Annotated in this window: 23 protein-coding genes, 1 tRNA gene and 1 pseudogene; 14 read left to right on the top strand and 11 right to left on the bottom strand. The window is 66.1% G+C overall.

Going from position 1 to position 24884, the window contains the following annotated elements; all coding sequences use genetic code 11:
- Positions 1-64: 64 nt before the first annotated feature.
- The 3 genes from EO156_RS09990 to EO156_RS09980 form a co-directional block, all read right to left on the bottom strand.
- On the bottom strand, positions 65-670 hold the full coding sequence (locus EO156_RS09990; protein WP_003481708.1) for a DUF488 domain-containing protein: 606 nt from the start codon (positions 668-670) through the stop codon (positions 65-67).
- Between the two features lie 355 nt (positions 671-1025).
- A tRNA-Ser gene (locus EO156_RS09985) sits at positions 1026-1115 on the bottom strand.
- Positions 1116-1486: 371 nt separating this feature from the next.
- Complete coding sequence (locus tag EO156_RS09980; RefSeq protein ID WP_003485786.1) at positions 1487-2503, bottom strand: LysR family transcriptional regulator; 1017 nt, start codon at positions 2501-2503, stop codon at positions 1487-1489.
- 100 nt (positions 2504-2603) lie between these two features.
- Between EO156_RS09980 and EO156_RS09975 the strand changes: the two genes are divergently transcribed.
- Positions 2604-3185: an FMN-dependent NADH-azoreductase gene (locus EO156_RS09975; protein WP_016848930.1), complete on the top strand. Its 582-nt coding sequence runs from the start codon at positions 2604-2606 to the stop codon at positions 3183-3185.
- A gap of 321 nt (positions 3186-3506) precedes the next feature.
- On the opposite strand, the gene serS is transcribed toward EO156_RS09975, so the two are convergent.
- Positions 3507-4787, bottom strand: coding sequence for a serine--tRNA ligase (gene serS / locus EO156_RS09970; RefSeq protein ID WP_003485789.1), 1281 nt, complete (start codon positions 4785-4787; stop codon positions 3507-3509).
- 111 nt (positions 4788-4898) lie between these two features.
- Here serS and EO156_RS09965 point away from each other — a divergent pair, with 111 nt between their 5' ends.
- Together EO156_RS09965 and EO156_RS09960 are read left to right on the top strand one after the other, a co-directional pair.
- The gene (locus EO156_RS09965) at positions 4899-5561 is read left to right on the top strand and encodes an energy transducer TonB (RefSeq protein ID WP_029828702.1); all 663 of its coding nucleotides are present in this window, start codon (positions 4899-4901) and stop codon (positions 5559-5561) included.
- 355 nt (positions 5562-5916) lie between these two features.
- Positions 5917-6384 (top strand): energy transducer TonB, encoded by a 468-nt coding sequence (locus tag EO156_RS09960; protein ID WP_016850382.1) that lies wholly within the window; start codon positions 5917-5919, stop codon positions 6382-6384.
- 114 nt (positions 6385-6498) lie between these two features.
- Here EO156_RS09960 and aroA read toward each other — a convergent pair whose 3' ends face one another.
- The 3 genes from aroA to serC form a co-directional block, all read right to left on the bottom strand.
- Positions 6499-7821 carry a 3-phosphoshikimate 1-carboxyvinyltransferase gene (gene aroA, locus EO156_RS09955; protein ID WP_003485795.1) on the bottom strand — a complete coding sequence of 441 codons (1323 nt, stop codon included), beginning with the start codon at positions 7819-7821 and terminating at the stop codon, positions 6499-6501.
- 122 nt (positions 7822-7943) lie between these two features.
- Positions 7944-9152: a prephenate dehydratase gene (gene pheA / locus EO156_RS09950; protein WP_003485797.1), complete on the bottom strand. Its 1209-nt coding sequence runs from the start codon at positions 9150-9152 to the stop codon at positions 7944-7946.
- Between the two features lie 82 nt (positions 9153-9234).
- Positions 9235-10320, bottom strand: coding sequence for a 3-phosphoserine/phosphohydroxythreonine transaminase (gene serC, locus EO156_RS09945; protein ID WP_029828699.1), 1086 nt, complete (start codon positions 10318-10320; stop codon positions 9235-9237).
- Between the two features lie 176 nt (positions 10321-10496).
- Here serC and msrP point away from each other — a divergent pair, with 176 nt between their 5' ends.
- Together msrP and msrQ are read left to right on the top strand one after the other, a co-directional pair.
- Positions 10497-11465 (top strand): protein-methionine-sulfoxide reductase catalytic subunit MsrP, encoded by a 969-nt coding sequence (msrP, locus tag EO156_RS09940; protein ID WP_003485811.1) that lies wholly within the window; start codon positions 10497-10499, stop codon positions 11463-11465.
- Positions 11466-11590: 125 nt separating this feature from the next.
- Entirely contained in the window at positions 11591-12247 is a 657-nt protein-coding gene (gene msrQ / locus EO156_RS09935; protein ID WP_016850380.1) for a protein-methionine-sulfoxide reductase heme-binding subunit MsrQ, read from the top strand.
- Here msrQ and EO156_RS09930 read toward each other — a convergent pair.
- A complete protein-coding gene (locus EO156_RS09930; protein WP_011051053.1) occupies positions 12189-12998 on the bottom strand; it encodes an FHA domain-containing protein in 810 nt (269 codons plus the stop codon). The genes msrQ and EO156_RS09930 overlap by 59 nt on opposite strands.
- 213 nt (positions 12999-13211) lie before the next feature.
- Between EO156_RS09930 and EO156_RS09925 the strand changes: the two genes are divergently transcribed.
- The 4 genes from EO156_RS09925 (at position 13212) to EO156_RS09910 (ending at position 15765) form a co-directional block, all read left to right on the top strand.
- A complete protein-coding gene (locus EO156_RS09925) occupies positions 13212-13487 on the top strand; it encodes a polyhydroxyalkanoic acid system family protein (protein ID WP_003485815.1) in 276 nt (91 codons plus the stop codon).
- Positions 13488-13650: 163 nt separating this feature from the next.
- A complete protein-coding gene (locus tag EO156_RS09920) occupies positions 13651-14211 on the top strand; it encodes a phasin family protein (protein WP_003485818.1) in 561 nt (186 codons plus the stop codon).
- A gap of 57 nt (positions 14212-14268) precedes the next feature.
- Entirely contained in the window at positions 14269-14478 is a 210-nt protein-coding gene (locus tag EO156_RS09915; protein WP_124632060.1) for a hypothetical protein, read from the top strand.
- A 288-nt stretch (positions 14479-14766) separates the two neighbouring features.
- Complete coding sequence (locus tag EO156_RS09910) at positions 14767-15765, top strand: restriction endonuclease (RefSeq protein ID WP_029828696.1); 999 nt, start codon at positions 14767-14769, stop codon at positions 15763-15765.
- A 181-nt stretch (positions 15766-15946) separates the two neighbouring features.
- On the opposite strand, the gene hutC is transcribed toward EO156_RS09910, so the two are convergent.
- The 3 genes and pseudogenes from hutC to EO156_RS09895 form a co-directional block, all read right to left on the bottom strand.
- The gene (gene hutC, locus EO156_RS09905; RefSeq protein ID WP_015472283.1) at positions 15947-16684 is read right to left on the bottom strand and encodes a histidine utilization repressor; all 738 of its coding nucleotides are present in this window, start codon (positions 16682-16684) and stop codon (positions 15947-15949) included.
- 28 nt (positions 16685-16712) lie between these two features.
- A pseudogene (locus EO156_RS09900) lies at positions 16713-16939 on the bottom strand (hypothetical protein).
- Positions 16940-16998: 59 nt separating this feature from the next.
- Complete coding sequence (locus tag EO156_RS09895; protein WP_016850581.1) at positions 16999-18369, bottom strand: formimidoylglutamate deiminase; 1371 nt, start codon at positions 18367-18369, stop codon at positions 16999-17001.
- Between the two features lie 60 nt (positions 18370-18429).
- Here EO156_RS09895 and hutI point away from each other — a divergent pair, with 60 nt between their 5' ends.
- The 5 genes from hutI to EO156_RS09870 form a co-directional block, all read left to right on the top strand.
- Positions 18430-19635 (top strand): imidazolonepropionase, encoded by a 1206-nt coding sequence (gene hutI, locus EO156_RS09890; protein WP_029828694.1) that lies wholly within the window; start codon positions 18430-18432, stop codon positions 19633-19635.
- Positions 19636-19648: 13 nt separating this feature from the next.
- Entirely contained in the window at positions 19649-21190 is a 1542-nt protein-coding gene (gene hutH / locus EO156_RS09885) for a histidine ammonia-lyase (RefSeq protein WP_003485830.1), read from the top strand.
- A gap of 181 nt (positions 21191-21371) precedes the next feature.
- Positions 21372-22229, top strand: coding sequence for an N-formylglutamate deformylase (gene hutG / locus EO156_RS09880; protein WP_003485831.1), 858 nt, complete (start codon positions 21372-21374; stop codon positions 22227-22229).
- A gap of 16 nt (positions 22230-22245) precedes the next feature.
- Positions 22246-23913 carry a urocanate hydratase gene (hutU, locus tag EO156_RS09875; protein WP_033482675.1) on the top strand — a complete coding sequence of 556 codons (1668 nt, stop codon included), beginning with the start codon at positions 22246-22248 and terminating at the stop codon, positions 23911-23913.
- Positions 23914-24177: 264 nt separating this feature from the next.
- A partial coding sequence (locus EO156_RS09870) for a hypothetical protein (RefSeq protein WP_126936747.1) occupies positions 24178-24884 on the top strand: 707 nt, incomplete at its 3' end.

Raw genomic sequence — 24884 nt, 5'->3', positions numbered from 1 at the left:
GATCGCGTTCGATAGACAAGCGACGGTCGCGGCGATCGTCTGGGCCTCGACTTACCGCAGGCGCCTACTCGGCGGAAAACAGACCAACCTGCCGCGGCGGATAGATCAGATCGCGCCCAACCGGGCGCGCATCGGCATTCAACTGATGCGGCTGCACCGCGGTCTCGCCAAGAATGTGCAGCACCTGCCACCGGCGGTGCAGCAACAGATCCGCAATCAAGCGGCGATGGCACTGCCACCAGAGCGCTTCGGCGCACATCAGCGCCGTACGCCGCTCCCGTGCCATGGCCGTCGCTTGCTCCAGCCCGGCGCCGAAGTCGGCGCTGGTCATATGGTCGGCATAGCCCTGAAACGCCGCGTTGCGCCACGCGCCATTGGGCGATCCGGGTTGCGCCTTGCGACGTCCGCCCAGCGCGGGCAGCCACAGATAGCGCACCGACGCCGCGTCCAATGCCTGCGCCATCGTGTCGCTGGCAAACCAAGGGTAGCGACGCGAGCCCGGAAAGCGCCGCACATCCACCAATGCCTCAATCCGATGCGCGCCCAACAGCGCAACGAACGCCTCCCAGGTCCTGGTGGAATGACCGATCGTCCAGAGTATCCCGGCCGCATCGCCAGCGGCCTGCAGCGCAGGCAGGTCGGTGTTGATCAGGAGGGAGGTGTCATGCATCGCAGCAGCAGCTAAGCGGAGTGGCAATACAGCACTATCACTGCAGGCGCCCACAGCAAGTGATGGACAGGGGCTTATGCCCAGACGCGGATCTGGCTCATCTGCGTTTTAAGCGCGTGCAGCTCCCGTAGTAAGGTGAGCGCTGCTCGCTCCGGATCGTCCTGAAAGCGATAGCAGCGATGCAGGTGCCGGCAGCGCGACCACCTGCACTGCACGGTCTAGCGCACCGCTGAGCGATCAGCCCGCTGACACATTGATCGTCAGGGCGACCATCGCACAGAGTATGGGACAGCAGATGGGACGAGCGGTGTGCGCGGCGGAACGTCACGGCACCTCTGCGATTTGCAACGACGTATGGCGGAGAGAGTGGGATTCGAACCCACGGAAGGTTTGACCCTTCGCCGGTTTTCAAGACCGGTGCCTTAAACCGCTCGGCCATCTCTCCGATGCTGCTGCGCGTGACCGCCGAAGGCGTCGGATGCCACGCGGGCGACCCGCCTCGCGCGGGTGGCCCTGGCTGTGGCCGCACGAACATCCTGTGCGGCCCGCTCTCCCAGGATCGCTCCCGGGCGCGCATTCTCGCATGCCCGGGCGCGTTTTGCTCAGTGACGCCGCCGCCGTTAGCTGGCGCAGCATACCGGGCCACTCATGGTGCTCGGCCGCTACACGGTGCGGTCGGCCGAAGACGCCTGAGCACACAGGCAGCCTGCCGAACATTTGCGGCGAACTGGCTGCCCGCAGCTAGCGGACTGCCAACGTACACGCAGACCGGCCTCCGCGGCCAACCCAGGCCTTGGCCAGCTTCGTCACGGACGCTTAGCCCGCTTCGGCCACCACCAGGCGCGGCGCCGTGCCGGCGGCACGCTTGAGCTTTTCCGCCAGTTCGGCGCAATTGCCGCCGCAATCCAGGCGCGAGCGTTCGATTTCCTGGGGCAGGTGTTCGGCCAGGAAGTCGATGAACACCCGCACCGCCGGCAGCAGGCCGCGACGCGAGGCGAACACGGCATGGCAGATGCCCTGCGGCAGCGACCAGTGCGGCAACACCACTTCCAGCTCGCCGCTCCGCACCGCTTCGGCGCATACGGTTTCCGGCAGCATGGTGATGCCGAAGCCGTCGCGCGCCATCGACTGCAGCAGCGGGAAGTCGAAGCCGGCCAGGCGTGGCTGCAGATCGACGCGGCGCATTTCGCCGTTCGGGCCGTGCAGCTCCCAGCGCTGATGCGCTTCGTCTTCGCTGGTGCTCATGGTGGTGTGGTTGGCCAGCTCGCTGGGGTCCTTGGGGCGCCCGGCGCGATCCAGATATTTGGGACTGGCAACCAGCAGTTCCTGCACCTGGCCGAAGCTGCGCATCACCAGGCTGCCGTCGTCGTCCAGGCGCGAGCGCACACGCAGCGCAATGTCGTAACCCTCGTTGATGACATCCACGCGGCGATTGCTGATATTGAGCTGCAGCCGCACCTTGGGATACTTGGCCAGGAATTCCGGCAACAACTTGGGCAACTGGATCTGCGCAAGCGAAACAGGAACGCTCACACGTACAAGACCGCGCGGCTCGGCGCTGAGACGATCCACCACCTCGCGCGCGGCCTGGGCCTCGGCAAGCATGGTTTGCGCATGCCGGTGCACGCTGGTGCCGACGTCGGTCACCGCGAAACGGCGCGTGGAGCGCTGCAACAAGCGCACGCCCAGGTCGGTCTCGAGCTGGCTGATGCGGCGGCTCAGGCGCGATTTGGGGATGCCCAGCGCACGCTCGGCAGCGGCAAAGCCGCCGTGATCCACCACCATCGCGAAGTAATACAGGTCATTCAGGTCGTGCATGGCGCATGTATCCATGGATAGAACGATAAGTGATATTTAATCACCTTTATTCCAACAGAGCAACGACCTAGGCTGCACACCTCCGCGGCGATGCCGCTTGCCACAGGTCACCGTCATGAAACTGCTGCACCTCGACTCCAGCGCGCTCGGCGCCAATTCCATCAGCCGCGAGCTCAGCGCCGCCGTCGTGGAGCAGCAGCGCCGGCTCCATCCCGAGGTGCACGTGTCGTATCGCGACCTCGACCGCGACCCGATTCCGCATCTGACCGCGCAAACGCTGGCGCAGACCGATCCGGCAGAGGCCGCGGCCGCCGAAGCGGTGATGCAGCAGTTCCTGCAGGCCGATGTCATCGTGATTGGCGCACCGATGTACAACTTCGCCATCCCTTCCACGCTCAAGGCCTGGATCGATCGCATTGCAGTCGCCGGGCGCACCTTCCAGTACACCGCCAATGGTCCGGAAGGCCTGGCCGGCGGCAAGCGCGTCATCATTGCCAGCGCGCGTGGTGGCCTGTATGCCGATCCCACGAACGATTTTCAGGAGCCGTATCTGCGCCAGGTATTGGGCTTCCTGGGCGTCGACGACATCAGCTTCGTGCGCGCAGAAGGCGTGGCGTATTCGCCGCAGCATCGCGCCGATGCGCTGGCCTCGGCGCTGGCCGGGCTGTCTGAAGAAGAGGCTGCTGTTGGCGCGTAAGCGTGCGGCGTGATGCGTCGACGCATCGAAAGATCGTCATGACGGCGACATGCCGTAAACGACAAACGGGACCAGCGCTGGTCCCGTTTTTTTTCGTCAATCTCCACTAGCAAAGGAGCTCGCGCTCAAACGCCTCAAACGATGTGCGCCAGACAACGCAGACTGCACTCCACACTCGCATTTGTCGGCTACCAAAGCGTCGCGAGCACGCGTTTGGTGAGCGAGGGTCTAGCCGGGCAACCGCAGTGCCCGAACGCGACATGCGCACCGAACACCGCCCGCGCCGCCTGGTGATGGGCGCCGCCTTCCTGTTAGCGGCGCTCAGCCGATCCGCTCGATCCCGCCCATGTACGGACGCAGCACCTGCGGTACATCGATCGAGCCATCGGCATTCTGGTAGTTCTCCATGACCGCGATCATCGCGCGACCCACGGCAGTGCCCGAGCCGTTGAGCGTGTGCAGCAACTCCGGCTTGCCGCTGACCGGATTGCGCCAGCGCGCCTGCATGCGCCGCGCCTGGAAATCGCCGCAATTGGAGCAGGACGAAATTTCGCGATAGGTGTTCTGCGACGGCAACCATACCTCCAGATCGTAGGTCTTGATCGCGGAAAACCCCATGTCGCCGGTGCACAGCAACACCTTGCGATACGGCAGACCGAGTTGTTCCAGCACTACTTCGGCGCAGCGCGTCATGCGCTGATGCTCGGCATCGCTGTCTTCCGGCGCACAGGCGGTCACCAGCTCCACCTTTTCGAACTGGTGCTGGCGGATCATGCCGCGCGTATCGCGGCCACCACTGCCGGCTTCGGCGCGGAAACACATCGAATGCGCGGTCATGCGCAATGGCAGACGCTCGGCGTCGACGATCTCCTCGCGCACGATATTGGTCAGCGGCACTTCGGAGGTGGGGATCAGATAACGGCGCGACTCGCCGACTTCGGTCTGAAACAAATCGTCTTCGAATTTCGGCAGCTGACCGGTGCCGCGCATCGAATCGGCATTGACCAGCAGCGGCACGTTGGTTTCTTCGTAACCGTGTTCGCCCACATGCAGGTCCAGCATGAACTGCGCCAGCGCACGGTGCAGACGCGCGACCGGACCACGCAGCACGGTGAACCGCGCACCCGACAATTTGGCTGCCGTTTCGCCATCCAGCCAGCCGTGCGGCGCACCGAGTTCCACATGGTCCTTGACGGCGAAATCGAACTGACGCGGCGTACCCCAACGCGATTGCTCGAGGTTCTCGCTCTCGTCCTTGCCAAGCGGCACACCCTCGGCCGGCAGATTGGGCAGGCCAAGCGCGATGCCTTCGAGCTTGGCGCGAATCGCATCCAGCGCGTCTTCGGACGCCTTGAGCTCATCGCCGAACCCGGCCACTTCGGCCATCAGCGCGGCCACGTCTTCGCCCTTGGCCTTGGCCTGCCCGATCGCCTTGGATTTGGAATTGCGCTGGCTCTGCAGTTCCTGCGTGCGCACCTGGATACGCTTGCGCTCGCTCTCCAGCGACTCCAGTTCCGCAGTGTCCAGGGAGAAACCGCGCGTGCTGCGCAGGCGCTCGGCAAGGTCGGCGGGGTGTTGGCGAAGCAGGGCCGGATCTAGCATCGGAATATGTGCGTCAGTGGAATAGCGCGAGATTATCGCCTGTTCCGCCACCTGCTGCGATCAATTCACTACGGCTATGCCAGAATTGCGACGATTCTTCAGGTGAGTCCTATGCCCGCGCCCCGTCCCGCGTCCGATCGCCCTATCGTTCTGCGTCTGCCCCGCCACACGCTGAAAATCGCCGGCATCGCCTTCGCTGCCGGCCTGCTGTTGTTCCTGCTGGTCTGGGCCACCGGCCGCAAGGACGACTTCTATAAGGCCTCGCCGGCGCAGCCGACCGCAGGCGCGCAGACCGACGACACCATCGCGCCGCTGCCGGCGCCGTTGCCCGCCCAGGACGGTGCCAGCGACATGCCGCAGGCCAAGCCGCCAGCCGAAACCCCCACCCTGGTGGACACCGCACCACCGGCCCCACCCGCTCCGACGCCGCTGCCGGAAAATGTGGTGCCAGGTGCCGCTGGCAGCGCCGTGCCGGTCAACGCGCCGGTGGCTGGCGGAGATCGCCCGGTACCGATCCAGGGCCAGATGCCGCCGCCCCGCTACCCGCCCGCTGCGCTGCGTCGCGGCGATGCCGGCGATGTGGTGGTGCGGGTCGACGTGGATGCCGCCGGCAATCCCGGTGGCGTGACCCTGGTGCAGCGCAGCGGCTCGCGCGATCTGGACCGTGCGGCCATGGAAGCGGTGCGGCACTGGCGCTTCCACCCGGCGCAGCGCAATGGTCAGCCGGTCGCTGGCAGCATGGACATCCCATTCGAGTTCAAGCCGGCGCAGTAAGCGCAGCTAACCCTTCGCAGCTGGTCCTTGTCACTGCGTTGCGCGTATCCAGGCCTGAGGTGGCAGGCTCTGTGAACGCCCCGCAGCCGGAAGCGCCATGTTGTTTAACCGCGCCGCAATGTCAGCTTGACTAAGCTGAACATCCGGCAAGCTCTGGCGCTTCCTCTACCGGCTGCCTTAGCTCTCCCTCAGGTATCGCCAACCAGACTGGTTCCGTCATCCCCAGATGCGCAGGAGGCCGGCCATGTCCGTCACTTCGAATCCTTCATCCACTCATCCATCGTCGTTGCCGCGACACGGCCGGCGCCCCCAAGAGCGGCAGCAGAACGTGGCGAGCGACGGCGCGTCGCCCTGGATGTGGGCAACGTTGGTGGCGCTGCTCGTCGTGGTGCCCAGCTGGTGGTGGGCACGCCACAGCGATGAGTCATTCGCTCCCGATACGCGGCCGCTGCCGGTGGAAAGTCGGCAGATCCTGCCAACGACCGATGGCCCGCGCGCGATGACGATGGTGGCGCACCAGCCTGCTCGCCCAGCGATCAGCAGCGTAGAAGCCAAGCCGCTCCCGGGCAACGCAATGCCGAGCTACCCCGCCGCCGTGGCGCGTGCCGGCATTCAGGGCAGCCGCACCGCACGTCTGCAACTGGATGTACAGGGCCGGGTGAGCGATGTGACCATCGTCGAGCGGAGCGGGAGCGACGACCCGCGGCTGGATGCAGCGGTGATGGAGAGCTTGCGTCGGTGGCGCTTCGAGCCCGCCACGCGCGACGGCCATGCAGTAGTGAGCAGCGTGCAGGTGCCGGTGGAATTCACCGCGCAGCGGTAAGGAGTTGCTCAGCGCTGCGGCTTTTTGCCCTCAACGGTGGAGATGTCGCGGCCGTCGTTTGCCTCCTGACTCGCTGGCAGACCCTTCCAAGCCACTCGGCGGAGAACAGACGCGTTACCGATGCCCGGCAGTTTCCAGCCCGAATCCGACGTCCTGTGCCAGGGTGTCGAAGCCCGGGAACGAGGTCGCCACATTCGCCACGTCGTTCACCTGCACCTGACCCGTGGATAGCTGGCCGGCAATGGCGAACGCCATGGCAATGCGATGGTCGCCATGACTTTCGATCACGCCGCTGCCGATGCTGCCGCCATGGATGGTCGCACCATCCGGCGTTTCGTCGACCTGTATGCCAAGCGTGCGCAGGCCGGTGGCCATCGCCGCCAGGCGATCGGACTCCTTGACGCGCAATTCGGCGGCGCCGGTCACCACGGTCTGCCCGCTCGCTGCAGCGGCAGCCACGAACAAGGCCGGGAATTCGTCGATCATGTCCGGCACCAGCGCCTCGGGAATCTGCGCACCGCGCAATGGCGCGTAACGCACGTGCAGATCGGCGACCGGCTCACCGCCGTGTTCGGCATGGTTTTCTTCGCCAATATCTGCGCCCATCAGGCGCAACGCGGCCAGCAGCCCGGTGCGGCGCGGATTCAATCCGACCGCGCGCAGCACCACTTCCGAGCCGGGAACGACGCTGGCCGCGACGATGAAGAACGCAGCCGACGAAAAATCCGCAGGTACCGCGATATCGGTCGCGCGCAGACGCTGTCCACCGCGCAGACGGGCCTTGCCAGGCGAAAAATCGATCTCCACGCCGAACGCCGACAGCATGCGCTCGGTGTAGTCGCGGGTGGGATGCGGCTCGGTCACCGAAGTCTCGCCCTGCGCATAGAGACCGGCCAGCAGCACCGCAGACTTGACCTGCGCGCTGGCAACCGGCGAGACGAAATCGATGCCGTGCAGCGCCTGCCCACCGCGCACGTGCAGTGGCGGCGTGCCGTCGTCCTGCGTCTCGATCCGCGCGCCCATCTGCGCCAGCGGGCCGGTCACGCGCCGCATCGGCCGCTTGGATAACGACGCATCGCCCACCAATACGCTGTCGAAGCGCTGCGCAGCCAACAGGCCGGCCAGCAGACGCATCCCGGTGCCGGCATTGCCGCAATCCAGCACCTCGGTCGGCGGCTGCAGACCATCTACACCCACACCATGCACGATGCGCTGCGACGCCGACGGCGTTTCGATGCGCACGCCCAGCTTGGCGAAAATGGCGGCGGTAGAGCGCGTGTCCTCGCCTTCAAGAAACCCATCGATCTGCGAAACGCCGTCGGCGAGCGCGGCGAACATGACCGCGCGGTGCGAAACCGACTTGTCGCCAGGAATGGCCAGGCTGCCCTGCAGTGCGGTGCCGCGTCGGGCAATCCAGTGGTGCGTGCTGCTGCTCATGCATGTGATCCGATGGCTGCGGCATCGCCAACGCCGACGATGCGCTTGAAGAAGGATGCGGCGTCGCCGTCGATACAAGGTCGCGGCGCGCCGGCATGGATTGTCGTATCGAGCCTCGATGCTCAGGGAATGGCCACCGGATACGAACCCAGCACCTTGATCTGTGCCGAGTGCGCTTTCAGTTCGGCCAGCGCCTGCTTCATCGCATCGTCTTCGACATGGCCGATCAGATCGATGAAGAAGCCGTATTCCCACTTGGCCTGATGCGAGGGCCGCGATTCGATGCGGTTCATGCTGATGCCGTGGCGTGCGAATGGGCTGAGCACGTCGAACAACGCACCCGGCTTGTCGTGGATGAACACCAGCACCGACGTGCGGTCGTGCCCGGACGAAGGAAAGATCTGCCGCCCGATCACCAAGAAGCGCGTGGTGTTGTCGTCGTCGTCCTCGATCGACTTCATGATGACTTTCTTCAAGCCATACACATGCGCTGCGCTTTCGCCGCCGATGGCCGCGGCATCTTCAGCATTGCGTGCGCGGCGTGCGCCTTCGGCGTTGCTGGACACTGCGATCTTTTCCACCTTGGGCAAATGCGAGCGCAACCAACCCGCGGTCTGCGCGAACGACTGCGAATGCGCGTAGATGCGTTCGATATCTTCCAGCCGGCCGTTGCGCGAGAGCAGGTACTGATGCACCCGCAGCTCGACTTCGCCGCAGATTTTCAGGTTGGAGGTCAGGAACATGTCCAGGGTGACCTGGATGGTGCCCTGCCCCGAATTTTCCACCGGCACCACGCCGAAGTCGGCATTGCCGGCTTCCACTTCCTGGAACACTTCTTCGATGGTCGCCATCGGCAAGCCCACCGCCGAGCGGCCGAAATGCTTGAGCACCGCCTGCTGGCTGAAGGTACCTTCCGGGCCGAGATAACCGATCTTCAGCGGCTCCTGCTGAGCCAGGCACGCCGACATGATTTCGCGGTAGACGTGCACCAGCACTTCGTCGCTGAGCGGGCCTTCGTTGCGGTCCACCACCATGCGCAGCACCTGCGCCTCGCGCTCGGGGCGGTAGTAATCCACCGCCGCCGCAAGCTTGCCCTTGGCCTTGCCGACCTGATGCGCGAAGTTGGCGCGCTCGGCAATCAGCGCCTGGATATTGCGGTCGATCTCGTCGATCTTGGCACGCACATCGGCCAGCACCGGCGCGGCGGTCTTGATCGCGGCCTTTTCAGCCGGCGTGTTTGCAGGCTTGCCGGCTGAAGCACTCGTCGCTGTCTTGGTCGGCTTTTTGTTGCCGCCTGTGGCGGCCGTGGGCTTGTTGGACTTGGGGGCCATTGCTGGGCATTCCTAAAATGGCGGCGCATGTGCGCTGGCCGCGCATGCGCCTGCGCGGCAGACGCCGCAGGTAGATGAAGACTCAGCCGTGACGCTGCTGGAAGTCGTGCATGAACGCGGCCAGCGCTTGCGCGCCCGCCACCGGCATCGCGTTGTACAGCGACGCCCGAATGCCACCGACTGCCTTGTGACCCTTCAACGCGAGCAGCCCGGCTGCCTTGGATTCGCTGACGAACAGCGCATCCAGCCGCTCGTCCGGCAGAAAGAACGGGATGTTCATGCGCGAACGCACTGCCGGTTTGATCAGGTTGCGATAGAAGCCGCCGGAACCATCGATGGCGCCGTACACCAGCGCGGCCTTCTCTGCATTGCGGCGCGCAAACTCCTGCACTCCGCCCTGCTCCAGCATCCACTTCACGGTCAGCCCGAGCAGATACCAGTTCCAGGTCGGCGGGGTGTTGAGCATCGAATCGCGCGCGACATGCGAGGCGTAATTGAAGATGTCCGCACGCGGTTGCCCGGCACGTTCCAGCAGATCGCGCCGCACGATCACCACCGAAATGCCGACAGGACCAAGATTCTTCTGTGCGCCGGCGTAGATCAGGCCGTAGCGCGAAATATCCAGCGGCTCGGAGGCGATCGACGAACTGAAGTCGGCAAACAACGGCAGCGTGCCCACGTCCGGCGTGTCGCGAAATTCGACGCCATGGATGGTTTCGTTGGCGGTGATGTGCACGTAGGCCGAATGCGGCGACAAGGTCCAGCTGGCCGCAGCGGGAATGTCGACGAAGCCATCGGCCTGCGCGTCGGCGGCGATGCGCGCAGCCACATATGTGGCCGCCTGCTTGATCGCGGTCTTGCCCCAATGCCCGGTGATCACGTAGTCGGCCGCCTGGCCGGGCGCGGCGAAATTCAACGGCAGCAGGGCCTGGATGGTGGTGGCGCCACCGGCGGTGAACAGCACCGCATAGTCGTCGGGAATCGACAACAAACTGCGCAGATCGGCTTCGGCGGCAGCGGCCACCGCCATGAAATCGGCGCTGCGGTGGCTGATTTCCACGATCGAGGCGCCAACGCCGTTCCACTCGACCATCTCTGCCTGCGCCTGGCGCAGGACCGATTCCGGCAATGTCGCAGGGCCGGCACTGAAATTGAACGCGCGTGTCATGGCATACCTTGTCGAGCTAGCCTTCTAGTATGCCGCAGCGCATCGGGCTTGGCAGCGGACAAAAAAGTTGCAGCTGCATCCTTTTGACTGAGCCTGACGTAACGTAGCGATGCGCCAAGGCGAACTTGTGTCCTGGTTCGTTACTCTTACCGCTGCAGCCACTGCCGGAGCCTGCCATGTCGTTTCGCGATGCTTTGAACTTGCCGTCCAGCGAGATCACCGATGAGTCCGTTTACCGCGACCGTCGCCGGCTGCTGCAGTTGTTTGCCCTGACCCCCGCGCTGGGCGTGGCCGGGTGCGCCGAGGCCGACCCGCCGCCGCCGCCCAAGACCGTGGTGACGCCGGCGCAGGCGCGCAGCGGGTTTCGCACAGCCGAGGAACTGACCCGGCTGGAAGACGTCACCAGCTACAACAACTTCTACGAGTTCGGTACCGACAAAACCGATCCGTCCAAGGCGGCCAAGACCTTGAAGCTGTCGCCTTGGACGGTGAAGGTGGGCGGCGAATGCGAGAAGCCCGGCAGCCTGTCGCTGGACGAACTGCTCAAGGGCATCGCGTCGGAAGAACGCATCTACCGGCTGCGGTGCGTGGAAGGCTGGTCGATGGTGATCCCGTGGACGGGCGTGCCGCTGGGCGAGGTACTCAAGCGCTTCGCGCCGACTTCCAAGGCGAAGTACGTGGCATTCACCACCCTGGCCGACCCGCAACAGATGCCGGGCGTGCGCTACCGTTCAATCAACTGGCCATATCGCGAAGGCTTGCGCATCGACGAGGCGATGCATCCGCTGACCCTGCTGGCCACTGGTTTGTACGGCAAGCCGCTGCCGCAGCAGAACGGCGCGCCGCTGCGGCTGGTGGTGCCGTGGAAGTACGGCTTCAAGAGCATCAAATCGATCGTGGAAATCCGTTTCGTCGAAAAAATGCCCGAGACCGCCTGGCACGATCTGCAACCTTCCGAATACGGCTTCTTTTCCAACGTCAATCCAGCGGTGGACCACCCGCGCTGGAGCCAGAAGACCGAACGCCGCATCGCCGGCACCGCCAGCAAGCTGTTTGCCGAACGCATCGCGACAAAGCCCTTCAACGGGTATGCCGATCAGGTCGCTTCGTTGTATGCGGGCATGGATCTGAAGAAGTGGTTCTAGGCAACACATACTCTGACATCGACCCGGCGTAGGAGCGCACCCGGGCGCGACTGGCTTTATCGGTCATGCCAGTCGCGCCCGGGTGCGCTCCTACGCTTCAGCATCGTTTCCTTCTTCGAGATCGCATGGCCAAGACATCCACGTCCGTGATCGCCGCCAAGACGCTGGTGCATGCCGCCGCGCTGGCGCCGATCGCCCTGCTCGGCTGGCAATTCTGGCAGGTGTGGCAAAGCGGCAGCGATGCGCTGGGCGCCGACCCAGTGGCCGAGATCGAACACCGCACCGGGCTGTGGGCGCTGCGTCTGTTGCTGATCACGCTGGCGATCACGCCGTTGCGCCAACTCACCGGGCAGGCAGTGGTGATCCGCTTCCGCCGCATGCTGGGCCTGTACGCATTCTTCTACGCCACCGTGCACCTGGCGGCTTACCTCACGTTGGACCTGCGCGGCTTCTGGACGCAGATTTTCGAGGATATCCTCAAACGCCCCTACATCACGGTGGGGTTTGCGGCGTGGTTGTTGCTGATGCCGCTGGCGATCACCTCTACCCAGGGGTGGATGCGTCGGCTCAAGCGCAACTGGGGCCGCCTGCACATGCTGATCTACCCGATCGGCCTGCTGGCAGTGCTGCATTTCTGGTGGCTGGTGAAATCCGATATCCGCGAGCCGGCCTTGTACGCCGGCATTCTTGCGGTGTTGCTGGGCTGGCGCGTCTGGAAAAAACTCAGCGCGCGCCGAACCACAGCAAGGCGCTCAACGCCGCCGCCAGCAACGCCGCGCTGAGCAGCAACCAGGGCCAGCGTGCCACCTTCACCGGTGCGCGCGTCGGCTCTGCAACGGCGCTCGGCGGCGGCAGGGGTTCGGTATCGGGCAGATCCCAGGTGGTGCTGTGGTGCGTCCGCGGCACTTCCACCACGAAGCGGTGGCGCGCATCGAAGACGACCTGATCGCCCGCCTGCAGCCAGCCGTCGCGCACCTGGACGCCATTGATCCAGCTCCCCTCTTCCGAACCCAGATCGCGGATCAGCACACGGTCGCCGTGCCGTTCCAGGCGCGCATGCTGCGCCGCGAATGCCGGGTCGTCGATGACGATATCGGCGGCGGCATCGCTGCCGACCAGACGCGCGCGATCCAGGGTAAAACTGCGACCGTGATGACGCCCGCCGATGCCGCGCAACAGCAGGCAGACCTCGCCGAGGCTGGCCGTGTCGTCTTGGGTATCGTTGGCCGGCGCACTGGACGGGGCACTGCGCAACAGCATTTCCACGCCATCGGCATAGATCGCATCGCCCGCACGCAGCAGCGCCATGCGGCGCACCGGGCGCCCATTGACGTGGATACCGCGGATTCCGTTGGCGACCTGCAGCCACAGGCCGCGTTGGTCCAGGCAGAACTGCGCCAACAGCAATGCGCCCTGCGCATCGCCGACCACCCGCACGCTGCCGGAGGCATGACGGACGATCCGGTGGACGCCGGGCTTGAGGGAATGATCCGGCTGCTGCCGGTGGGTGAAGTGAACTTGCAGGTCGCGCACCCGCCGCAGCCTAGCAGGTTTGCCCCCATGCGCGGCCATCCAGGAGTGATCGGAGCGTGCTGGCGCGCTGCCGTCGGCTGAGCAGGCGCCGCGGCAGCAGCTCGCAGACCCGCATGTCTGACATCGACAGCGACGCCACGCGTGGCCGCACTTGGAGCCTGGCCCGCGCATGCGCACAATGCGCCCTCACTTTTCGCCTGACCCATCGCACCCATGTCCAACATCGATATCCGCCACGACCATTCCTTGACGCCGGCCCAGGCCCGCGCGGCCATCGACGAGGCGGCGCGCAAGCTGACCGATCGCTACGGCGTCGCTTCGCATTGGGAAGGCGACACCTTGCGCATCGCACGTGCCGGCGTGGACGGGGCGATCGCGCTGCTGCCGCAGCAAGTGCACGTCACCGCCGAGCTCGGCTTTTTGCTGTCGGCCGTCCAGCCGATGGTGGAATCGGAAATCCGGCGCCTGCTGGCCGAAAAACTCGCCTGAATCGTACCGTTGGCGCTGCGCTGCTTCAGCCTCAAGTCACCTGCTCGGGCGCGTGCGGGTAGATGCTTCCAGTCCGCCTGATCGGGCACTGCTTCACCTGCCCGATGCAGGGTCGGCACTAGGGTGAACGCAATGTCACGTTGGCAACCTACAGGAGCATCGCATGACGACCGGATACGATCACAACGGTAACCGCGGCAACGCGGCCCAGGGCTTCCAGGCGCAGGCGGAACAGATCTCGCGCCGGCTTGGCGAATCGGCTCAGACCGTGTGGCTTGCTGGCCTGGGCGCGCTCGGGCGCGTGCAGAACGAAGGCAGCAAGCTGTTCGACTCGCTGGTACGCGAAGGCGCCGCGTATGAACGCACCGGTCAGCGCAGGGCGGCCGAGAGCGTGGATGAGTTGCGCGAAGAGGTGGAAACCCAGTTCGAGCAGGCACGCGACACTGCGGTGCGCGGCTGGGACAAACTGGGCAAGGCCTTCGACGAACGCGTGAAGGGTGTCCTGCGCACGCTCAACATTCCCGAGCAGGAAGAATTGGAAAACCTGCGGCGCGAGGTCGAGTCGCTGAAGGCCCAGGTCCGCGCAAACACGGCGGCCACCAAGCGCGCCAACCGCACCGCCAACCAGGCGGCGCAGGCTGCCAGCGAGACGACCGGTGCTGGCGGCGCGGGCGCCGGGGCGGCATCGTCGTCCAGCAACCCCGGTGCGTTCGACCCGGAATAAGCGCAACGGTGAAAGCAACCGCGCTGTCATCGGACGGCGCGGTTGTCGCACGGGACGGTGAGAAAATCATCGCTGGTGCTGGTGCTGGTGCTGGTGCTGGTGCTGGTGCTGGTGTGCAGACTACGCTTCGAGATGCGTGCCGGCGTGGTCGCCCCCAGCCACCTCAAGCAGTGGCACCGGCTGCGCCACCTGACCTGGTGCGGGCAATTGCCCTGCGTGGTGCGCTTGTTGAAGCGGCAGCCCGGCATTGGCGATGGTTCGACGTGAAGCCAGGAGGCGAGTCAGATCCGCATAGCCTTTGGAATCAGGACCTTAGCGCTTCGACACAGCCCTACCTCCCGATGTTGCAAAGCAACATGATTTTTCAGACAATCGGGGACGACCCGCCAGTCCTGCGTTACGAAGTCCGTTTGCTCCCCTCCCCTCACGGCTTCGGACTGGCGGGTCTTTCGCTATCTGGATCACGGCTCGCGATATCGCCGCGCACGATCCATTGACGAATCTTTCGCGAAGGATTCTTCTACACGCACGATTCGTTATACGCGCCATTGCTTGATGCTCATGCCTTCCTGGATTCTGGCGCCCTTGGCTGCACTGCTGCTCTGGCTGGCCGTGTCTGCCTATCTTTGGCTGGTGCGACGACGCGCCAATGAAGTGCATGAAGGCGTACGTGCGCTGGCCATCATGCACTGGCGCGATTTTTCCGCCGTGGTGCTGCGCGTTCTGCAGGATCAACGGGGATGGCAGCCCACGCAGTTGCCGCAGGACGGCCTGCCCACTGCCGATTTCATGATGCAGACCGAGCATGGCACCCGGCTGGTGGCCTGCAAGCACGGGCGCGGTTATCGCATCGGCGTGGCGGCAGTGAACGAGCTCGGCGCGATGGCGCGGCTGGCTGGCGCCAACGGCGGCGTGATGGTGACCGAAGGCCGCATGGAGCGCGAAGGTATCGCCGCCGCGGAGAAACAATCGATCGAAGTCCTGGACGGTGTGCGTCTGTGGCCGCTGCTCAAACCTTATCTGCCTGGCGACGTGGAAGCCGGCGTGGTCGGGGCGGCGCGCCGCCGCGCGATCCGCCACAGCGTCATCGCCGGCGCGGCGCTGGCGACGCTGGCAGCCATGGCGGTGCTGGCGCTGCGCCCGCCGGCTCCGACGCCGGCTGCACCGCGCACTGCGGCGTCTTCGCCTGTTCCCGCACCGGCTCGCGTGATTGCTGCGGCTACGCCTCCCGCCAGTCCCGCCCAGCCGATGCCTTCACCCACCGCGGCGGCCCCGGCCGCGGTGGGTGAAGGCGCAGAACCGGATGCGGCCACCATCCAGGGCTATCAGCGCGAGGTCTCCAAGGCGCTGGCGCAGACACCGGGGCTGGTGCGCGGCATCTGGCTGACCCAGGCGACCTTGGTCGTGGACCGGACGGTGGAAGACGGCGCGGCATGGCCGCTGATTTGCCGCGAGCTGGAACGCTACCCCTACCTGCGCACGGTGCGCGTGCAGCTCAACCCGCGCCCGGGCACCGCCGAGCCGGTGCGCTGGCGTCAGTGCAGCACGATCTGATCCTGGGGCGTTGGCGGCTGTCATCGTGCCGCGCGGCTTGGCCTGCTCAGCTGGGCACCTGATCGTGAAGCGCAGTCGCCGCCATCTTGGCGTGCGACTTCAACACGGCCGATAACCGTTCAGCCAACAATCCCCGGCGACTTGAGCGCTGCGGTAGCGTCCGTCGCCTGCCGACATCACCTCAACGCAGCCCCGGCGCGAACCGCGCCACCAGATCGTACGACCCGCCTAGAAACATCTGGCGCACGTAGGTGACCGGCAGGTCGCCGCGCCAGGTGTGGCGGTCGATCACCAGGCAGGCCGCGCCATCGTCCGCCTGGAGCTGCTCGGCCTGCGCGGCATCGGCACTGGCAGCGCTGATGCGGTGCTCGGCGCGCGTCCATGGCACGTTGCGCAATAACCAGCTGCCCGGCGCCACCTCCGTGAACGGCTGGTCCAATGCGTCGGGCACGGTGGCGATATCGATCACGCGGTGCTCCAGCGCAAACGGGCGGCCGTCGGCCAGGTGCACGCTCTGCAATTCCAGCACCTTGCCGGTGCTGCCCAGCGCACGTTCCTGCGGCACGCGCTGCCGCACGTTGCGCAGCTGCCGCGACAACAAAGAGAACCGGTACGCATGGCCGCGCGTGGTCATTTCCACTTCGATGTCCGGGATCGAAAGCGCCACCTGTTCCAGATGCGGGTGCTGCCGTGCCACGAATGAACCGGTACGGCGGCGGCGTTCGATCATGCCGGCATCGGCCAGCAAGCCGAGCACCTTGTTCACGGTCATGCGCGAGCAGCCGTACTGCGCCATCAACTCATGCTCGGGCGGCACGCGGTGCCCGGGCGGCCAGTCGCCGCTATGGATGCGTTGTTCCAGATCCTGGCGGATGCGCTGATGCAAGGTGCCAGGCACGATGGTGGTGATGGCGTTCAACGCGCGGGTCTCCGGAAAGAGCGGCTATTCAATCGGCATGCCACATGGTCGGCAGCGTGCGCCAGCAGCACGTTGCGACATGCACCATGCACGCTGCATGGACGAGGGCACCGGTGCACCTGCACCGCCGACGCTGCTGCCTCTGCAGCGGCTCCTGGAGCAGCACTGCGCGCGCATCCGTTTGAAGCGGCTCAGGCGCAGCCACTGGCGGTTGCGGCCGGGGCCCGTCATCGGCAGGTGTAAAGCGTACACCACGACTTCTGCGCGCCGTTGGGCATCCACCTGGCCACTCTTGCATCGTGCGATGGCCAATGTCACTGGCCCAGCAGGCTGCGCAACACCGCGGCAAACCGTATGGCGATACGGGCGCGGTCGACATGCTGCCCGTTGCGCACCACCCAGCGCCCGCCACGCCAGACGTTGCGCACCGCGGTGCCACGCGCGGCAAACAGCCAGCTGTCCAGCAAGGCGTCGTCGCTGCGCGCCAGCAGGGCCGGATGCGCGGCGTCCAGTTCGATCAGATCGGCCGCTGCGCCGGCACGGATGCCGGTCTGCGCGAGGCCCAGCGCCTGCGCGGCACCCATGCCAGCCTGATCGTAGAGCCAGCGCCCGCTCGAGACAGGCCCCTGCGCCAGGACATTGCGCGCCTGCAGCGTCAGGCGCTGGCCGTACTCGAGCAGGCGCAGTTCTTCGGCCGCATCGATCAGCACATTCGAATCCGAACCCACTCCAAAACGCCCGCCCGCAGCAGCAAAGGCCTGCATCGGGAACACGCCATCGCCCAGGTTCGCTTCGGTGATCGGGCACAGCCCGACCACCGCGCCGCTGGTGACAATCGCCTGCAGTTCGCGTGCATCCACATGCGTGGCGTGCACCAGGCACCAGCGCGCATCCACCGGCGCGTTGGCCAGCAGCCACTGCACCGGGCGCTGCTTGGACCAGGCCAGGCAGGCGTCCACTTCACGCTGTTGCTCGGCGATATGCAGATGAATGGGGCCATCGGTAAGCGGCACCAGCGCTGCCAGTTGCTGCGGAGTGACCGCGCGAAGGCTGTGCGGCGCCAGCCCGAGCACCGCGTCCGGCAGCGCTTTCAGGCTGTGTCTGCAGTCGTCCAGCAAACGCGCGAAGCCGTCGATGTCGTGGATCAGACGGCGTTGCGCCGGGCTGGGGGCGGCACCACCGAAATCCGAGTGCGCATAGAACACCGGCAACAAGCTGAGCCCGATACCGGCGTTGGCGGCAGCGGCGGCAATGCGCTCGGACATTTCGCCGGCCTGCGCATACCGCGCACCGCTCGCCGCGTGGTGCAGGTAATGGAATTCGCCGACCCGGGTGAAGCCGCTTTCGAGCATTTCCACATAGGCCTGCTCGGCGATCGCCTGCAGGCTGTCCGGGTCGAGCCGGTCGACGAAGCGGTACATCAGCTCGCGCCAGCTCCAGAAGCTGTCGCCGCTGCGCCCACTCACTTCGGTCAACCCCGCCATGCCGCGCTGAAAGGCATGGCTATGCAGGTTGCCCAGGCCTGGCAGCAATACCTCGCAACGCGTGTCGGTGGGGGCAGCAGGCGCATCGACCTGCACCGCGCCGATGCGGCCCTGCGCTAGTGCGATCCGCACGCCGCTCGCCCAGCCGTCGGGCAACAATGCCCGGGCGGCCCAGAACACCTGCATCTGTTGGTCTGCCACTGGACACCCTCGATCGCCGAATCTATTGTATATACATATCAGACACCACGAGCCTGCGCCATGCATTGCGACGTTCTGTGGCACAACGCGCAACTGATGACCCTGGATGCGGCCGCTGGCGGCCTGGGCATCGTGGACGATGGCATCGTCGCCTGCCGGCACGGCCATATCGTCTACGCCGGCGCGGCCGCACGGGCGCCCGCACTGCAGCCCGACACTGCGCACGACTGCCAGCGTCGCTGGATCAGCCCCGGCCTGATCGATTGCCACACGCACCTGGTGTACGCCGGCAATCGGGCCAACGAGTTCGAGCAACGCCTGCGCGGCGCCAGCTATGCCGACATCGCCGCAGCCGGCGGCGGCATCGTGGCCACGGTGCGCGCCACCCGCGCCGCCGACGATGCGGCACTGCTGGCCGCCAGCCTGCCGCGCCTGGATGCGATGCTGGCCGAAGGTGTGACCACGCTGGAAATCAAGTCCGGCTACGGGCTCGCGCTGGACGATGAAATCAAGCAGCTGCGCGTGGCGCGCCAGCTCGGCGCGCAGCGCAAGGTGGAAGTGGTGCCGACCTTCCTCGGCGCGCATGCCGTGCCGCCTGGCGAGCAGGCGCAGCCCTACATCGACCAGGTCTGCACGCAGATGATTCCGGCGATCGCCGCGCAAGGGCTTGCCGAGGCGGTGGACGTGTTCTGCGAGCATCTGGCGTTCTCGCAGGCGCAGGCCGAACAGGTCTTCATCGCGGCGCAAGCGCATGGTTTGCGCATCAAGATCCACGCCGAACAATTGAGCAACCAGCACGGCGCCGAACTGGCCGCACGCTACGGCGCGTTGTCGGCCGATCACATCGAGTACCTGGACCAGCACGGCGTTGCGGCGATGGCCGCTGCCGGCACGGTGGCAGTGCTGTTGCCAGGCGCGTTCTACTTCACCCGCGATACCCAGCTGCCACCGATCGCCGCGCTGCGCACGGCCGGCGTGCCGCTGGCGCTGGCCACCGACTGCAACCCGGGCACCTCGCCACTGACCAGCCCGCTGCTGGCGATGAACATGGCGGCGACGTTGTTCCGCATGACCGTGAACGAATGCATCGCCGGGTTCACCCGCGAGGCTGCGCGTGCGCTTGGGCGCAGCGCGCGCCTGGGCCAGCTGCGCGCCGGCATGGACTGCGACCTGGCGATCTGGAACATCGATGCGCCGGCCGATCTGGTCTATCGCATGGGCTTCAATCCTCTTCATGCCCGCGTGTGGCGCGGGCATCCGTGCTGAATCCGGAGTCGTCATGAGTGTTTCTATTGTCTTGCAACCCGGCCAGGTCACGCTGGCGCAATGGCGTGCGCTGTATCGCGGTGCCGAAGTCGCGTTGGACGATGCATGTGCTGCTGCGGTGCTGCGCAGCGCGCAAACGGTGGAGGCCATCGTGGCGCGTGGCGAGCCGGTGTATGGCGTCAACACCGGCTTCGGCAAGCTGGCCAGCGTGCGTATCGAGCGCGAGGATCTGCAGGCCCTGCAGCGCAATATCGTGCTCTCGCATGCGGCAGGCGTGGGCGAGCCCACGCCGGTGCCGGTGGTACGGCTGATGATGGCACTCAAGCTCACCAGCCTGGCCCAGGGCGCGTCCGGCGTGCAGCCGGACACGCTGGCACTGCTGGACGCGATGCTGCGCGCCGGCATCACGCCGGTGGTGCCGTGCCAGGGCTCGGTGGGCGCTTCCGGCGATCTGGCACCGCTGTCGCATCTGGCTGCGGCGATGATCGGCGTTGGCGAGGCCTTCGTCGGCGCGCAGCGTCTGCCTGCTGCCGACGCGCTTGCACATGCGCAGCTGCAGCCGCGCGTGCTGGGCGCAAAGGAAGGGTTGGCCCTGCTCAACGGCACCCAGTTTTCCACCGCCTGCGCCCTGGCCGGTCTGTTCGAGATCGAAACCGTCCTGCAGGCCGCGCTGGTCACCGGTGCGTTGTCGGTGGAAGCGGCCAAGGGCTCGGATACGCCCTTCGATGCGCGCATCCATGCGCTGCGCGGGCAGCCTGGACAGATCGCCACTGCCGCAGCGCTGCGCGCCCTGATGGCCGATTCGGCCATCCGCGAATCGCATCGGCTTGGCGATGTGCGCGTGCAGGACCCGTACTGCCTGCGCTGCCAGCCGCAGGTGATGGGTGCGGCGCTGGATGTGATGCGTCAGGCCGCGCGCACCCTGGAGATCGAAGCCAATGGCGTGTCCGATAACCCGCTAGTCTTCAGCGATACCGGCGAAGCGCTGTCTGGCGGCAACTTCCACGCCGAGCCGGTCGCCTTTGCCGCGGACATGCTGGCGATGGCGGTCTGCGAAATCGGCTCGATCAGCGAACGCCGCACCGCGATGCTGGTCGACCCGGCGCTGTCCGGCCTGCCCGCCTTTCTCACACCGCGCCCGGGCTTGAACTCCGGCTTCATGATTCCGCAGGTGACGGCCGCCGCGCTGGTGTCGGAAAACAAACAGCGCGCGTATCCGGCCAGTGTCGATTCGATCCCGACCTCGGCCAATCAGGAAGATCACGTCTCCATGGCTGCGCACGGTGCGCGCCGGTTGCTGGCGATGGCCGAGAACGCCGCGCACGTGATCGGCATCGAGCTGCTGGCTGCCGTGCAAGGCTGCGACTTCCATGCGCCACTGCGCTCCAGCACTGCGCTGGAAGCGGCACGTGCCCTGTTGCGCGCACAGGTGCCCACGTTGCAGGACGACCGTTATTTCCATCCGGATATGCTGGCTGCCAGCGCGTTGGTGCGCTCGGGCGCGCTGGCGCAGGCAGTGGCGATCCCGTTGCCGGGTGTGGAGCAGGACGTATGAGTGGGCAGCGCTTATGCAGCGAATCGTTACCTGCATCGTCGCGGTCGCAACTGCGGTTTTTCGCTATCTCCCCAAGCACACGCACTTGCGATGACGCCGCGCCGTGCACGCGACGCATCCGCAACGCACAGCTGTGCAACGCATGCCGCACGCTCGCAGCACGCGTGCATGGAGCGCAGCGATGAACGCCCTGCCCGACTGGCTGGAACTGCACCGCGGCGACGCACCGTTGATCATCAGTTTTCCGCATACCGGCACCGATTTACCGGAGGACGTGGCCGACCAGTTCGTGTCGCCGTGGCTGGCGCGCCGCGATACCGATTGGTGGGTACACCAGCTTTACGACTTCGCACAGTCGCTGGGCGCCACCACGCTGCGGACCGCCATCTCGCGCTCGGTCATCGACGTCAATCGCGACCCGAGCGGGGCTTCGCTGTATCCGGGCCAGAACACCACCGGTCTGTGCCCGCTCACCACCTTCGACAATCAGCCGCTGTATGCAGATGGTGCGGCACCGGATCAGGCGCAGATCGCGTTGCGTCGCACGCGCTGGTTCGACCCGTACCATGCCGCGCTTGCCGGAGAAATCGCGCGCCTGCGCGCGCGGCACGCGAAGATCGTGGTCTACGACGCGCATTCGATCCGCTCGTTCATCCCGCATCTGTTCGATGGCGAATTGCCGCAATTCAACATCGGCAGCAACGAGGACCGCAGTTGCGACCGACGCCTGGTCGATGCGGTGGAGAGCCTGTGCCGCAACAGCGGCTCCAGCACGGTGCGCAACGGCCGTTTCAAGGGCGGCTGGATCACCCGCCACTACGCGCAGCCCGAGCACGGCGTGCACACCTTGCAGATGGAACTGGCCTGCCGCGGCTACATGCGCGAACCCGACAGCCTCACTCCCGACAACTGGCCAACGCCGTGGCAGCCGGTACACGCCGTCGCGCTGCGCGCGGTACTGCGCCACGTGCTGCAGGCCTGCCTGCACTTCGCCAACGCGCCCTCTTCCGACACCGCGCCGCCTGCGGCCAACCGCTGATTGCAAGGAACCCGGCATGACCCGTCACGATGCAACCCGCGTCATCCGCGCCGCCACCGGCACCACGCTCACCGCCAAGAGCTGGCTCACCGAAGCGCCGCTGCGCATGTTGATGAACAACCTGGACCCGGACGTGGCCGAGCGCCCGCAGGAACTGGTGGTCTACGGCGGTATCGGCCGCGCCGCGCGCGACTGGGAATCCTTCGACGCGATCGTTGCTGCGCTCACGCGTCTGGACGAGGACCACACCTTGCTGGTGCAGTCCGGCAAACCGGTGGGCGTGTTCCGCACCCATGCCGATGCGCCGCGCGTGCTGATCGCCAATTCCAACCTGGTGCCGCGCTGGGCCAACTGGGACCACTTCAACGAACTCGATCAGAAGGGCCTGGCCATGTACGGCCAGATGACCGCCGGCAGCTGGATCTACATCGGCGCGCAAGGCATCGTGCAGGGCACCTACGAAACCTTCGTGGAAATGGGCCGCCAGCACTATGCCGGCAACCTGGCCGGCAAGTGGCTGTTCACCGGCGGTCTCGGCGGCATGGGCGGCGCGCAACCGCTTGCGGCGGTGATGGCTGGCGCCTCGTGCCTGGCGGTGGAGTGCCGCCGCTCCAGCATCGACATGCGCCTGCGCACCGGGTATCTCGATACCTGGACCGATTCGCTGGATGAAGCGCTGCGCCTGATCGAAGCGTCGTGCACCGCGAGGAAGCCACTGTCGGTCGGCCTGCTCGGCAATGTCGCCGACGTGCTGGACGAACTGCTGCTGCGCGGGATCAAGCCGGATCTGTTGACCGACCAGACCTCTGCACACGACCCGGTCAACGGCTACCTGCCGCAGGGCTGGAGCGTGGAAGAGTGGGACGCAAAGCGCGTGAGCGCGCCCAAAGAAGTGGAAGCGGCGGCGCGCGATTCGATGGCCAACCACATCCGCGCCATGCTCACCTTCCACGCACTGGGCGTGCCTACCGTGGATTACGGCAACAACCTGCGCCAGATGGCGCTGGAGGCCGGCGTCGACAACGCGTTCGATTTCCCCGGCTTCGTGCCTGCCTACATCCGCCCGCTGTTTTGTCGCGGTATTGGCCCGTTCCGCTGGGTCGCGCTCAGCGGCGACCCGGACGACATCGCCAAGACCGACGCCAAGGTCAAGGAACTCATTCCCGACGATGCGCATCTGCATCGCTGGCTCGACATGGCAGCCGACAAGATCGCCTTCCAGGGCCTGCCCGCGCGCATTTGCTGGGTCGGCCTGGGCGACCGCCACCGGCTGGGCCTGGCCTTCAACGCAATGGTGCGCAGCGGCGAGCTGAAGGCACCGGTGGTGATCGGCCGCGACCATCTGGATTCGGGCAGCGTGGCCTCGCCCAATCGCGAAACCGAAGCGATGGCCGACGGCTCGGACGCGGTCTCCGACTGGCCGCTGCTCAACGCCCTGCTCAATACCGCCAGCGGCGCCACCTGGGTATCGCTGCACCACGGCGGCGGCGTCGGCATGGGCTTCTCGCAACATGCCGGCATGGTGATCGTCTGCGACGGCAGCGAGGCCGCCGACAAGCGCCTGGAACGCGTGCTCTGGAACGACCCGGCCACCGGCGTGATGCGCCACGCCGATGCCGGTTACGCCATTGCAACCGATTGCGCGAAGGCAAAAGGGCTGGATTTGCCGGGCATTCTGCGCTGACCAGCCGAACAGCGCGCTTGGGGGCACCGCTGCATCGTCCGGGCCGCTCCCGCGCGCAGCCCCCTCTTCGTGCATTCCCTTACCCCGCAGTGGCGTGCTGTCGGGCCTCTTCGGGGTGCCATTCGCCACCTGAGATCCTGTGCGCCGGCAACATGTCGTTGCCGTGCCTGAGCACGACGTCCCGAATCAGGGCATGCGCCAAGGATCAGCCTCAAGTCTGCGCGTTGCAGGCCGACAAGATATGCAACGTTTCGAGGAATCCCCATGGGCATCCTGATCTACCTGGTGCCTGCATTCGCACTTTGGGCGCTGATCGCTACCGGGCTGGCGTTCGTACGTGGCCGCCAGCTGCGTGCCGAATCCGGCGAGCTTGCCAGCACGCAGGACAGCCTTGGCCGCTATCAGGCGGCGCTGTCGCAACTGAAGGCGCGTGCGGCGGCCACCACGCTGGAACTGGAATCGCTGCAGCGTAGCTATGCCGTGCTCAAGCAATCGCTGGAACAGCATGAGCAGAACGCCTCCGAGCAGCAGGCGGCCGCTGCCGGCCAGGTGATTCCCATGGTGTTGGTGCAGCGGCTGGATATCGCCAGCGAGATCGGCACGCTGTTCGCGCATGTGGCGCGCGTGGCACGTAGCCTGCGTCGCTACAGCGCCTACAGCCGCGGCCACAACGCCCCCGAGCCGACCACCGCGCGCTACGACCTGCACTGGCTTGCCGATTGCCTGCACAGTTTCGATCAGATCGGTCACGCACTGGTGCGTGGCAATGTCGCTGCACTGATCACGGCCTGCCAGGATCTGTTGTCGATGTACGAGCATTACCTGAAGGATGGCTCCGGCTACAACAGCCGCGACACCTTCCAGCGCCTGAGCAACGATGTGCCGCTGTCAGAGGCCACCGATGCGATCCGCTCGATCATCGTCAAGGCGACGCTGGCACAGGATGTGCGCGATGCGGTGCAGGACGATGA

It is taken from the genome of Xanthomonas sp. DAR33341 (assembly GCF_003992815.1).
GTDB classification, from domain to species: domain Bacteria; phylum Pseudomonadota; class Gammaproteobacteria; order Xanthomonadales; family Xanthomonadaceae; genus Xanthomonas; species Xanthomonas cissicola.
This window is presented reverse-complemented; position numbering and strand designations above follow the sequence as displayed.